The 12,833-nt window shown below is 72.8% G+C and carries 10 protein-coding genes; 1 reads left to right on the top strand and 9 read right to left on the bottom strand.

Translation table 11 applies throughout. The features are described 5' to 3' along the window. Positions 1-82 precede the first annotated feature (82 nt). The 9 genes from H180DRAFT_RS18115 to H180DRAFT_RS18155 form a co-directional block, all read right to left on the bottom strand. Positions 83-1,219: a glycerate kinase gene (locus tag H180DRAFT_RS18115; protein ID WP_055487134.1), complete on the bottom strand. Its 1,137-nt coding sequence runs from the start codon at positions 1,217-1,219 to the stop codon at positions 83-85. Positions 1,220-1,407: 188 nt separating this feature from the next. After that, positions 1,408-2,835 (bottom strand): phytoene desaturase family protein, encoded by a 1,428-nt coding sequence (locus tag H180DRAFT_RS18120; RefSeq protein ID WP_055487135.1) that lies wholly within the window; start codon positions 2,833-2,835, stop codon positions 1,408-1,410. 42 nt (positions 2,836-2,877) lie between these two features. Further along, positions 2,878-3,696, bottom strand: a complete 819-nt coding sequence (locus H180DRAFT_RS18125; RefSeq protein ID WP_055487136.1) for an inositol monophosphatase family protein — start codon at positions 3,694-3,696, stop codon at positions 2,878-2,880. Between the two features lie 65 nt (positions 3,697-3,761). Then, positions 3,762-5,612: a gamma-glutamyltransferase family protein gene (locus tag H180DRAFT_RS18130; RefSeq protein WP_055487137.1), complete on the bottom strand. Its 1,851-nt coding sequence runs from the start codon at positions 5,610-5,612 to the stop codon at positions 3,762-3,764. Between the two features lie 185 nt (positions 5,613-5,797). After that, positions 5,798-6,874 (bottom strand): ABC transporter ATP-binding protein, encoded by a 1,077-nt coding sequence (locus tag H180DRAFT_RS18135; protein ID WP_055487138.1) that lies wholly within the window; start codon positions 6,872-6,874, stop codon positions 5,798-5,800. Next, the gene (locus H180DRAFT_RS18140) at positions 6,871-7,911 is read right to left on the bottom strand and encodes an ABC transporter ATP-binding protein (protein ID WP_107097690.1); all 1,041 of its coding nucleotides are present in this window, start codon (positions 7,909-7,911) and stop codon (positions 6,871-6,873) included. Before H180DRAFT_RS18140 ends, H180DRAFT_RS18135 begins: the two co-directional genes overlap by 4 nt. 59 nt (positions 7,912-7,970) lie before the next feature. Further along, on the bottom strand, positions 7,971-8,795 hold the full coding sequence (locus tag H180DRAFT_RS18145; RefSeq protein WP_055487247.1) for an ABC transporter permease: 825 nt from the start codon (positions 8,793-8,795) through the stop codon (positions 7,971-7,973). 92 nt (positions 8,796-8,887) lie between these two features. Further along, positions 8,888-9,841 (bottom strand): ABC transporter permease, encoded by a 954-nt coding sequence (locus H180DRAFT_RS18150; protein WP_055487140.1) that lies wholly within the window; start codon positions 9,839-9,841, stop codon positions 8,888-8,890. Beyond that, positions 9,838-11,481 carry an ABC transporter substrate-binding protein gene (locus H180DRAFT_RS18155; RefSeq protein WP_055487141.1) on the bottom strand — a complete coding sequence of 548 codons (1,644 nt, stop codon included), beginning with the start codon at positions 11,479-11,481 and terminating at the stop codon, positions 9,838-9,840. The genes H180DRAFT_RS18150 and H180DRAFT_RS18155 overlap by 4 nt, the downstream gene beginning before the upstream one ends. 359 nt (positions 11,482-11,840) lie before the next feature. On the opposite strand from H180DRAFT_RS18155, the gene H180DRAFT_RS18160 reads away from it, so the two are divergent. Next, on the top strand, positions 11,841-12,638 hold the full coding sequence (locus tag H180DRAFT_RS18160) for an SIR2 family NAD-dependent protein deacylase (protein WP_079100206.1): 798 nt from the start codon (positions 11,841-11,843) through the stop codon (positions 12,636-12,638). Positions 12,639-12,833: the final 195 nt, after the last annotated feature.

Below are 12,833 nucleotides of genomic sequence, written 5' to 3' on the forward strand. Positions count from 1 at the left end.
GCGCGACCGCGCGGCGTGCCCGGGTGGTGCGGGCGGTCCCGGTGCGCCGCGCCCCGGGACAGAAGCGGTTCTGCGACCGGCGTCAGAGGCGCTCCGCCGCCAGGTGTTCGGCGAGCTGCTCCAGCAGCGGGCCTGCCTGCGACATGCAGCGGGCCGCGTCTCTCTCCAAGTCGGTCAGGGCGTAGGCACGTTCGATGCCGGCGCTCTTGAGGGCCTTGTCGTCGAGCGCCAGGCGTCCGCACACCGCGAGGACGGGCCTGCCGGCCTTGCGGGACGCGGCGGCGACACCCGCCGGCGCCTTGCCGTGCAGGGTCTGCTCGTCCAGCGAGCCCTCCCCCGTGATGACCACGTCGGCGCGCTCGAGTGCGCCGGCGAAGCCGAGCACCTCCAGCAGCACGTCGATGCCGGGGCGGAACGTCGCGTTCAGGCCGACGAGCGCGCCGTAGCCGATGCCGCCCGCCGCGCCCGCTCCGGGCGCCTCGGCGGTCTCGGCCGCCCGCGGCCCGACGGAGTCGCCCATCACCTGCACGAAATGCGTCAGCGCCGCGTCGAGGACCTGCACGTCCTCCTCGCCCGCGCCCTTCTGCGGGCCGTAGACCGCGGCCGCTCCCTTCGGGCCGGTGAGCGGGTTGTCGACGTCGCTGGCGAGTACGACCTGGATGTCCTTGAGCCGTTCGTCGAGGCCGGAGAGGTCGGCGGAGACCATCTCCACCAGCGGGCCGCCGCCGTGCGGCACGGGATCGCCGTCCTCGTCGAGGAAGCGGGCGCCGAGCGCCTCGAGCATGCCGGCGCCGCCGTCCGTCGTCGCGGACCCGCCCACGCCGAGGACGACGGCGCGGGCGCCCGCCTCGACGGCGGCGAGGAGCAGCTCACCGGTGCCGCGTGTGGTGGCGGTCAGGGGAGCGAAGACGCCCGGCGGCATCAGTTCGAGGCCGGACGCCTCGGCCATCTCGACCACGGCGGTTCCCTCGCGCAGCGCGAAGGCCGCGGTGACGGGCGCGCCGAGCGGTCCGGTGACCTCCACCTCGTGGCGCTCGAAACCGGCGGCGACCGCTGCCGCCACGGTGCCGTCGCCGCCGTCGGCGACGGGAAGCGATTCCACACTCGCGTCGGGCCGCGCCCGCCTGATCCCTGCTGTGATCCGCTCGGCGACCTCCACGGCCGTCAGCGATCCCTTGAACTTGTCCGCGGCGATCAGTACGCGCGCCGTCGTCGTCATGGTTCTGCCCCTGGGTCTGTTTACGTTCGAACAGGCAGTCGCGCCGATGCGACCCTATCCGCCGCGAGGCCCCGGCCACCATGGGCTATACGACGGCTGCCTGCCACGTTCCCGTGCCGGAGGTAGCGGAACCTCCTCCCGGAGATCCGGGCGGACGAAACGCCGGGACCGACCGGCCCGTCGGCGCCTCAGGCGCGCCGTCGCAGCTCCCGCCAGACCGCACGGGCGGCATGGTGTCCGGACATTCCGTGCACGCCCGGCCCGGGCGGTGTCGACGAGGAGCACAGGAAGACCGCGGGGTGAGCGGTGCTGTAGGGAAGGGCCGTCAGCTTCGGACGGATCAGAAGCTGGAGCCCGTCGGCAGCTCCGGCGCAGAAGTCGCCGCCGACGTAATTGGCGTTGCGGGCGGCCAGTTGGGGCGGTCCGGCCGTGGCACGCGCCAGCACGAGGTCGCGGAACCCCGGTGCGAAACGCTCCAGTTGGGCCTCGACGTGCTCGGTGGCGTCGCCTTCCCAGCCCTTCGGGACGTGTCCGTACGCCCAGAAGACGTGCTTGCCCGCCGGCGCGCGGGTCTCGTCGACGAGGCTCGGCTGGGCCGTGATCAGGAAGGGCCGCTCCGGAACCTGCCCGGAGACGGCCGCCTTGAGGGCCGTTCCGATGGCTCCCGCCGTCGGGCCGACGTGGACGGTGCCCGCGCGGCGTGCCGCGTCGGACGTCCACGGCACCGGCCCGTCCAGCGCATAGTCGATCTTGAAGACGCCGGCGCCGTAGCGGAAGCCCTCGTAGGCGTTGCCGAGCCCGGCGATGCGCGCGAGCGCGCGGGGTGAGGTGTCGAAGACGTAGGCGCGGGCCGGGGGCAGTTCATCGAGACGCTTGACCTCGGTGCCGGTGTGGATCTGCCCGCCGTTGGCCCGCAGATACGCGGCGAGTGCGTCCGAGATGGCCTGTGAGCCGCCGCGCGGCAGCGGCCAGCCGGCCTTGTGCGCGGCGAGGGCGAAGGTGAGGGCCGCTCCGCTCATGGCGGGGGTGGACAGCGGCGCGATGACGTGGCCGCCGAGGCCGGCCGTCAGCGCGCGGGCCTTCTCGTCGCGGAAGCGGAGGTTGAGCAGGTTCACCGGTTGCAGCGCCGTCAGACCGAACCGGGCGAGCAGCAGCGGAGCGTAGGGGAAGCGGCCGTTGAACCAGGAGCCCATGCCGAGGAAGTCGGCGGCGAGCGTCTCCCACTTCGCGAGGAACGGCTCGACCATGCGCCGGTAGGTGCCCGCGTCGCGCGGGCCGAGCGAGAGGGCCGTCTCGCTCACGGAGCGGGAGAGGACGGCTGCCGTGCCGTCAGGAAAGGGGTTGGCCATGCACAGTTCGGGGTGCAGCCACTCCAGTCCGTACTTCTCCAGCGGCATGTTGTTGAAGGCCGGGGAGACCGCCGCCGTGGGATGGACCGCGGAGCACGGATCGTGCCGGAACCCCGGCAGCGTCAGCTCCTCCGTGCGGGCTCCGCCGCCCACGGTCTCCTTCGCCTCGAACAGTTCGACGGAGAAGCCGCGGCGGGCCAGTTCGACCGCCGCGGTCAGCCCGTTGGGTCCTGCTCCGACGACGACCGCGTCACGGATCGATGGCACTGTCGGCTCTCCCCTCGCCTGTGAGGTCGCGCGCCGCACCGGTCAGCGTCCGGCGCGCAGCAGCCCCACCATACGCCGGGCCGTTCCGGCGTCCCGCGCCGCGGTGAACGGCAGCGCGTTGCCCCCGGCGAGGCGGAAGGGCTCGCCCGCGACGGTGCGGCTCTCGCCGCCCGCCTCGGCCACCAGGAGCAGCCCCGCGGCGTGGTCCCAGGCGGCCTCCCAGCTGAAGGCGACGGCGTCGACGCGGCCGCGCGCCACGGACAGATACTCCAGTCCGGCGGAGCCGCAGGGGCGGGGTGCCACCCCCTCGGTGCGCAGTCCGAGCAGCGAGCGCTTCTGCTCGTCGGTGGTGAAGTCCGGGTGGGAGGTGGCCACTTCGAGGACCTTCTCCTCCCCGGGGGAACCGGCGCACAGCACCTCCCCGTTGAGGAGCGCGCCGCCGCGGTGCCGTGCGATGGCCATCTCGCCGGGAACGGGGGCGTAGGTCCAGGAGGCGAGGATCTCGCCGTAGCGGGCGAGGGCCACCAGCGTGCAGAAGCCCTCGTGTCCGCGGACGAACTGCCGTGTGCCGTCGATGGGGTCGACGATCCACACGGGTGCGTCGCCGTGCAGCGCCTCGTAGGTGGCGGGCTTGGCGTGCACCGCCTCCTCACCGACGACGACGGAGCCGGGCAGCAGGCGCACCAGCTCCCTGGACAGCTGCTCCTCCGCCCGCTGGTCGGCGACGGTCACGAGGTCGTGGGGGCCGCTCTTCTGCACCACTTCGTCGTCGGAGAGCTGACGCCAGCGAGGCGTCACCTCCTCCGCGACGGTCCTGCGCACGGCGCCTTCGACCGCAGCGACCAGCTCATCGTCGATCATGCGCCCATCAAAGCACGATGCACGAGCGGTGCGCCCTCCCCCTGCCTCCCGGACCTCCGCCCGCGTCAACGGCCCACCGCGTAGCCCTGCATGCCGCGCGGGTTGGCGCCGGCGCTGAGCACGCCTGTCTCCGGGTCACGCGCGACGGCGCACAGCCGCCCCTCCGACCAGGGCGGGCCGACCTCGACGTCATGGCCGCGCCGCCGCAGCCCGTCGATGACGGCCTGCGGCGTGCGGGCCTCGACGGTGACGCTGCCGGGGCGCATGGCACGCGGATAGAAGGAGCCGGGGAAGCTGTCGGTGTGCCAGTTGGGGGCGTCGATCGCGCCCTGGAGGTCGAGACCGCCGCGTACGCGGGGGCGCAGCGCGGCGGCGAGGAGGAAGTGGAGCTGCCACTGGTCCTGCTGGTCGCCGCCGGGCGTGCCGAACGCGAGCACCGGCCGGCCGTCGCGCAGCGCCAGCGACGGGGTGAGGGTGGTGCGGGGACGGCGGCCGGGCGTCAGCGAGTTGGGCAGGCCGGGCTCCAGCCAGGTCATCTGGAGGCGTGTGCCGAGGGGGAAGCCGAGTTCGGGGACGACGGGGTTGGAGTGGAGCCAGCCGCCGCTGGGGGTGGCGCTGACCATGTTGCCCCAGCGGTCGACGACGTCGATGTGGCAGGTGTCGCCGCGGGTCGCGCCGTCACGGGCGACGGTGGGCTCCCCCGCGCCTGCGGCCGCGGCAAGAGGGTCGAAGCCGGTCGTCTCTCCGGCGGCCACCGCGGTGGCGTGCGCGGCGAGGCGGGGTTCGCGGCCGCCGGGGCTTCCCGGACGCAGTTCGCGCGAGGCCTCCTCGCCGATGAGGGCGCGCCGCTCGGCGTTGTACTCCTCGGAGAGCAGCGCTTCGACGGGGACGGCGGCGGCGCCGTCGGCGTCCCCGTACCACGCCTCGCGGTCGGCCATGGCGAGCTTGGTGCCCTCGACCAGGCGGTGGACGAAGGCCCCGCCCGCCGCGGCGGAGCCGTCCGGTGCGTCGCCGAAGTGCGCGTCGGCGGCGGAGATTTCCTCCGGCAGCAGGGCGAGCTGCTGGAGCAGGGCCGGGCCCTGGGACCACGGGCCGGCCTTGCAGACCGTCCAGCCGTTCCAGTCGTAGGTGACCGGGTCCTCGTACGTGGCCTCCCAGCCGGCGAGGTCGTCGCCGGTGAGGGTGCCGGCGTGGCGCTCTCCCGAGGTGTCCATGGTGGGGCGGGCGGAGGCGGCGAGGAGGGCGTCGGCGACGAAGCCCTCGCGCCATGTCCGGCGCGCGGCTTCGATGACCTGTTCGCGGCCCGGTCCGGCCGCCGCGGCCTCCGACAGCAGCCGCTGCCAGGTCGCGGCCAGCGCCGGGTTCTTCAGCAGCGCGCCGGGGGCCGGCGGGCGCCCGTCCGGGAGATAGAGGGCCGCCGAGGCGGTCCATTCCGTCTCGAACAGCTCCCGCACGGTCTCCACCGTCTCGCCGACGCGTTCGACGGCGGGATGGCCGCGTTCGGCGTAGCCGATGGCGTAGCCGAGGACCCGCTCCAGGGACTGGGTGCCGTGGTCGCGCAGCAGCGTCATCCAGGCGTCGAAGGCGCCCGGAACGGCGGCGGCCAGGGGCCCGGTGCCGGGGACGAGTTCCAGGCCGAGCGAGGTGTAGTGCTCCACGGTCGCCCCGCGGGGTGCGACGCCCTGGCCGCACAGGACCTGCACGGGGCCGTCGGCGGGGGCGACGAGGACGGGCACCTCGCCGGCGGGCCCGTTCAGGTGCGGTTCGACCACCTGCAGCACGAAACCCGCGGCGACGGCGGCGTCGTAGGCGTTGCCGCCGTCCTCCAGAACGGCCATCGCCGTCTGCGAGGCGAGCCAGTGGGTGGAGGAGGCCATGCCGAAGGTGCCTTGGAGAGTGGGGCGGGTCGTGAACACGGGTGGTGCGGCTCCCTGCTTCGTGGGCTGCTTCGTCGATCGGGGTGGGCTTGCTGTCCGGCCCTGGGTTTCTGCCTCGGTGGTGTCCGGTGCTGGTTTCTGTTCGGTGCCGTCCGGTGTGCCGTCCGGTGTCTGCCGGTCCTCTTGCCGGGTCTTGTGTTGTTGCGGCGCCTCCGCCGTCTCGTTCAGGCGCGGGCGTGTGCCGGCGAGGCCGCGTCCGGCGCGGTGCCGTCGTCCTTCACGAGGTGGCAGGCGACCGTGCGGCCGCCGTCCGGTCCGGGCAGCGTGCGGTGTTCGGGTGCCTGCGTGCGGCACTGTTCGACGGCGAGGGGACAGCGGGTGTGGAAGCGGCAGTGGTCCACAGTCTGCGCCGTGCCGGCGGCCCGGGGGAAGACCGGGCCGGTCGGATCGCCCTGCAGCACGATCCGCTGCCGTGCGCGCTGGAGGGGCGGGTCCGGTACGGGCAGGGCGGAGAGCAGCGCCTGCGTGTACGGATGCTTCGGCTCGGCGAAGAGGTCGGCGGCGGGCGCCACTTCGATGATCTCGCCGAGGTACATCACGGCGATGCGGTCGGCGAGGAACTCCACGGCGGCCAGGTCGTGCGTGATGAACAGGCAGCCGAAGCCGCGGTCGCGCTGAAGGTCCGCGAGCAGGTTGAGCACGGACGCCTGCACGGAGACGTCGAGGGCCGAGGTCGGCTCGTCCGCGACGAGCAGCATCGGGTCCACGGCGAGCGCACGGGCGATGGAGACACGCTGCCGCTGCCCGCCGGACAGTTCGTGCGGGCGGCGATCGGCCGTCCCGGGCGGCAGCCCGACCTGGCCCAGCAGCCCCGCCACACGCTCACGCAATTCAGCACCGCTCGCCATCCGGTGCAGCACGAGCGGTTCGCCGACGATGCGGGAGACGCGCATCCGCGGGTCCAGCGACGCCGAGGGGTCCTGGTAGACGATGTTGAAGTCCTTGCGCAGCGGGCGCAGTCTGCGGGGTGACAGGCGCGTGATGTCGGTGCCGCCGATGCGGACGGTGCCGGCGGTGGGGGTGTCGAGCCGGACGACACATCGTCCGACCGTCGACTTGCCGGAGCCGGACTCACCGACGAGGCCCACGACTTCGCCGCGTCCCACGGTCAGGGACACCCCGTCGACGGCGCGTACCGTGCCCTTTCGCCCTGGAGCGGTGAAGTGCCGTACCAGACCGTCCACTTCGAGGGCGGGGGCGTCCGCCGCCGCGCCGGTGGTCCCCTCTGCGGGCTCGTTCACGGTGCTCCCTCCCCTGCGTGGCCGGCGAATTCGCCGGTGCCGGTCAGCGGGTGCCGGCAGGCCACCGCGTGCCCGCGGCCGACGCGGTCGCCGTCCGTCTCCTCGGGGACGGTCAGCACGGGCCGCGACGCGGTGCACACCTCGTCGGCACGCGGGCAGCGCGGCGCGAAGGTGCACTCGTCCGGCTGGACGGCGAGTCCGGGGACGATGCCGGGGATCTCGCGCAGCCGCGCCCGCTCGCCCGCCGGGGCGGACGCCGTCGCGCCGGGGCGCGGCACCGCGTCGAGCAGGCCGCGGGTGTAGGGATGGCGGGGCTGTGCGAACAGGTCGTCGACGCCTGCGTGTTCGACGGCACGCCCGGCGTACATCACCAGCACCCGGTCGGCGGTGTGGGCGACGACGCCGAGGTCGTGGGTGATCAGCACGACGGCGGTGCCCAGCCGTTCCCGCAGCGAGGTCAGCACGTCGAGGATGCCCGCCTGGACCGTCACGTCCAGCGCCGTGGTGGGCTCGTCCGCGATGAGCACCGCCGGGTCGCAGGCGACGGCGACGGCGATCATGACGCGCTGGCGCATGCCGCCGGAGAGCTGATGCGGGTACTCGTTGATGCGCCGCTCCGGCGCGGGAATGCCCACCAGCTCCAGCAGTTCGAGGGCGCGCCGCTTCGCCGCCTGCCTGTCGAGGCCCTGGTGGCGGCGGAGCACCTCGCCGATCTGGCGTCCCACGCTCAGCACCGGGTTGAGGGACGTCATCGGCTCCTGGAAGATCATGGACAGCTGGGTCCCGCGTACACCGCGCAGCAACTTCTCCTCGGCACCCACGAGTTCGCGTCCGCGGAGCGTCACGGAGCCGGTGACGTCCGCCGTTCCGGGCAGCAGGCCCATCACGGCGAGGGACGTGACGGACTTGCCGCAGCCCGACTCGCCCACCACGGCGAGCACTTCGCCCGGCCGGACGTCGAACCCGACGCCGTCGACGGCGTGCACGTCGCCCTCCTCGGCGTGGAAGGTGACAGCGAGGTCGCTGACGCTCAGCACCGGGCCCTTGTCTGCGGTGGTGGGCTCGGTGCCGGTGGAGGCCGCTGGGACCGGTTCGTTCACCGGGTCACCCCCCTGGGGTCGAGAACGTCGCGCAGCCCGTCGCCGAACAGGTTGAACGCCAGCGTCGCGGCGACGATGGCCAGCCCGGGGAAGACCGCCATCCACGGCGCCGCCGCGATGTAGGGCTGCGCGCTGGAGAGCATCACGCCGAGCGAGGGGTCGGGCGGCTGCACGCCGAGGCCGAGGAAGCTGAGCAGTGCCTCCCCGATGATGGCGGTGGGCACCCCGACGGTGGCCTGTACGAGCAGTGCCGAGGCGGCGTTGGGCAGGACGTGCCGGGCAAGGACGGTTCCGTCGCCGCCGCCGCAGGCGATCGCGGCCCCGATGTAGTCGAGGTGTTTCAGCCGCAGCGTCTCGGCGCGCATCACGCGTATCACCTGCGGGACGAGCGAGATGCCGATGGCGATCGTCGCGTTCAGCAGTGAGGGCCCCAGCACGGCGGCGAGCCCGACGGCCAGCACCAGGAACGGGAAAGCCAGCAGCGTGTCGGTGAGGCGGGAGACGAGGGAGTCGGCGAACCGCCCGTAGTATCCGGCGATCAGGCCGAGCGGCACGCCCACGACAAACGCCAGCGCCACCGCCAGCACACCCACCTGCATCGAGGCGCGGGCACCGTGGATCACGCGGGAAAGCTGGTCGCGGCCGAGGTCGTCGGTGCCGAGCCAGTGGTCCAGTCCCGGTGCGGCCAGCGCGGAGCCGAAGTCGGCGCGCGCCGGGTCGTAGGGGGCGATGAGCGGCGCGGCGAGCGCGACGAGCACGAAGACCGCCGCGATGACGCCGCCGCTGAACGCGAGCTTGTTGCGGCCCAGTTGACGCAGCAGACTCTTCGGCCGCGCCGCTGGGGCCGGGGGTTGCGCGACCGGGGCGCGCGACCCGTCCTGCCCGGCGCCTCCGGCGGCTCCGGTGAGCGCGCTCACTGTGCACCTCCCAGCCTGATGCGGGGGTCGATGACCGAGTAGAGGAGGTCCACGGCGAGGTTGACGAGGATGTAACCGGCGGCGGTGAAGAGCACGACGCCCTGCACCATCGCGTAGTCGCGCGTGAACACCGCGTCGATCATCAGCTTGCCGAATCCGGGCAGGACGAAGATCTGCTCCGTGACGACCGCGCCGGAGATGAGGTGGCCAAGCTGGAGTCCCAGCACGGTCACCACGGTGACGAGGGAGTTGCGCAGCGCGTGCCCGCCGACGACCTGGTGCGGCGCCAGACCCTTGGCGCGGGCGGTGCGCACATAGTCGGCGGACAGCGACTCCAGCATCGCCGCTCTCGTCTGCCGCATCACGACGGCGGCGAGCCCGCTGCCCAGAACGACGACGGGCAGCACCATGCGACGCAGGTTCTCCAGTGGGTCCGTACCGAACGGCACGAAGCCCGAAGCGGCGAACACCGGTACGGCGATGGCGAATCCCAGGATGAGGACGATGCCCAGCCAGAAGTTCGGAACCGAAAGCCCAAGCAGGGCAACGGTGTTGGCCAGCCACTCTGCGGGCCTGCCGCGCCGCACGGCCGCGACCACTCCCCCGCCGATGCCGACGACGATCGCCAGCAGCAGGGACAGCAGGGCGAGTTCGAGAGTGACGGGCAGCGCTTCGAAGATGCCGTCGATGACGGGCAGGCCGGTGCGGGCCGAGGTGCCGAGGTCGCCGGTGACGGCGTTCTCGACGTAACGCCCGTACTGCACCGCGATGTTCTGGTCGAGGCCGTACTGGGCGCGGATCGCGGCCAGCGCCTCCGGGGTGGTCTCCTCGCCGGCGAGTGCGCGTGCGGTGTCGCCGGGCATGGCGCGCACGCCGAGGAAGACGACGATGCTGACGAGGACCAGGGTCAGTGCCGACTGGCCCAGCCTGCGCAGCACATACCGGGTCATCGGCTCCTCGCCTCCGCGTTCGCGCCGCGTACATAGCCGGCGTTCTCGACGCGTATCAGGCCGTCGCCGAAGACACGCAGGCCCGCCACGTCCTTCGTGGCCACGACGTAATTGCGCTGCCGGTAGAGGTAGATGAGCGCGTGCTGGTCGTTGATGGCGCGAGTGACGTCGCGGTAGATGCCCCGGCGCTCTTCCGGGTCCGCGGTGCGGCGTCCCTCCTCGATGAGGGAGTCGATGTGCTCGTCGGAGATGCCCGAGCGGTTCTCCGAGCCGAGCGTCTGCGCGAAGGCGTCGATGTTGCCCGCCGGGTCGAGGCGGCCGGACCAGCCGACCGAGACCGCCTCGAAATCGCCCCTGTCGGCGTGTTCGAGGAGCGTGGTGAACTCCGTGGGCCGCAACTTCACCCGGAATCCGGCGTCCTTGGCCATCGCCTGGATCACCTGCCCGAGCCGCATGTCCTCCACGGTGTTGGAGATGGTCAGCTCCACGGGCACCTGCCCCTTCGCATCCGCCTCGCGCAGGAGCCGGCGTGCCTTGCCGAGGTCCCGGCCCGGGCACGTCGTCTTCGTGCCCAGTTCGCTGGAGGGGGCGACCGGTCCGCAGGCGGTGTCGTACATGCCCTGGAAGACGATCCTGTTGATGAGGCGGCGGTCCAGGGAGAGTTCGAACGCCTCCCGGATGCGCTTGTCGCGGGCGAGGGAGCTGTTCACCCTGCCCGGCTTCTCCCCCAGTCCACGGGCGTTGCCCACGTTGACGGTCAGGCCCTGGTAGCCGAGCGTCGGGGAGTTGAAGAGCTGGAGCTTGTCGTCCGTCAGCGCGCTCTGCACCTCCAGCGGCGCCGTCTGGTCGCTGACCTGCGCGTCGCCGGAACGGAGGTTGGCCAGCCGCACGTTGCCGTCGACGATCGTGCGGTAGACGATCCTCTTCAGGTGCACGTTCGAGGCCGCGTAGTAGTTGGGGTCCTTCTCCAGCACGATGCGGTCGCCCGTCACGCGCTCGTCGAAGCGGAACGGCCCCACGCAGGAGGGGTGCGCGGCGAAGTCCTCGCCGTACTTCTTCAGGGCACGCGGGGACATCACCATGCCGGAGCGGTCGGCGAGCGCACCGAGCAGCGGCTCGTAGGGCTCCTTCAGCCGCAGTTCGACCTCGTGGTCGCCGACGGCCTCGATGCTCTCGACGGGCTCGAGTTCGCTGGCGCGGGCCGAGGCCGGCAGATCGCGGTGCCGCTTGAGCGACGTCTCGACGGCTTTCGCGTCCAGTGGCGTCCCGTCACTGAAGCGGGCGCCGCGGCGGACGCCGATGACGACCTTCCGGCCGTCGTCGCTCACCTTCGGCATTCCGGCGGCCAGTTGAGGCTTGATGCGGTTCTTCGCGTCCGTGTCGTAGAGCTTCTGGCACATCGCGGCGAAGACGCTGCGGCCGACGAGCGTGCTGCCCAGGCTCGGATCGAGCTTGTCCGGATCGGACTTGAACGCGACGGTGAGCGTGCCTCCGTCCTTGACGGGCCTGGTGTCGCTCATCCGCACGCCGCCGACTTCGGTCGCGGAGGTCGTCAGGGAGGCGCAGCCCGTCACGGCGAGGGCAAGGGCGGCGGCAGTCAGGGATGCGGTGCGCGAGGAAGCTGATACGCGAAGCCGCATGGCTGCCCACCTCTGAAGCGGACCGACAGGATCCAGGCGACTGTATGCCGTATACAGTTAATCTGACTAGTCCCCTGCCGCGATCCCCGGCCCGGGAGCCCGGTCACCGCATGACCGGCACGGTGCGCGCCGGCCTTCTCGCGGCCACGCTCTCGTTGCGCGCCCGGTCCCGAGCGGGCGCCGGCCCCGCGCAGATGCCGGGCGGCTGCGAACGGGGGCGGCGACTGCCGTGGCGCCGTCATCGGTGACCCGGAGCCGGGCAGTCGCAGACGCGGCCCGGCCTGCGGGTTCACCGCAGCGGAGCCCCGGGACCCTGCGCGACCGCTCGGCCCTTGCCAGGATGACTACTCTTGGCCCCCATGGCTGCCTCCCCTGACTCCCCCGGGCCCGCAACCCCCGCACACGACGGGCCGACCGCCGCGAGCTCCTTGCGCGGCCCGCTCGTCGCGATCCTCAGCGGCGCGGGGATCTCCACGGACTCCGGCATCCCCGACTACCGCGGCCCGCAAGGGCTTTGGCGCAAGGATCCGGAGGCGGAGAAGCTCGTCACGTACGACTACTACATGAACGACCCGGACATCCGCCGCAAGTCGTGGCAGATGCGCCGCACCAGCCCCACCTGGAACGCCCGCCCCAACGCGGCGCACGAGGCGATCGCGCAGCTGGAGAAGGCAGGCAAACCGGTGCGTGTCATCACGCAGAACGTGGACGGGCTGCACCAGCTCGCGGGGCTGCCGGACCGCAAGGTACTTGAGCTGCACGGCAGTTCGCGCACGGTGGTGTGCACGCAGTGCGAGGCCGGGAGCACGATGGCACAGGCCCTGGAGAGGGTCGAGGCCGGCGAGGAGGACCCCGCGTGCGTGGAGTGCGGCGGCATCCTCAAGTCGGGCACGGTCATGTTCGGGCAGGCCCTCGACCCCGAGGTGCTCGGGCAGGCGGTGGGCGTGGCCAAGGCGTGCGACGCCTTGGTGGCGGTCGGAACCTCGCTCCAGGTGCAGCCCGCGGCGTCGCTGGCGGAGATCGCCGTCGACCACGGCGCCCGCCTGATCATCGTCAACGCCGAGCCCACTCCGTACGACGGGCTGGCGGACGAGCTCATTCGCGAACCGATCGGCGAGGCCCTGCCGGCGCTGCTCGAGCGGCTGCACGCGGCCTGATACACGTCGGCCGCGGTCCCGGGCGGGCAGGCCCGCCGGGGCGGCTCCGGCACCGCACGTGCCGAGGCGGAGCGCCAAGTCGCAGTGTTTCTCCGCCTGTTGGCCCGCTCCGGTGCGGGCCCGTCACCGGCCCCGCCTGGCGGGCCACCTCCTCTCCCTCCTACGATGCTGGTCATCACGGGGAGGGGTGGATAC

This window comes from Streptomyces sp. WMMB 322, assembly GCF_900090145.1.
Taxonomy (GTDB): Bacteria; Actinomycetota; Actinomycetes; order Streptomycetales; family Streptomycetaceae; genus Streptomyces.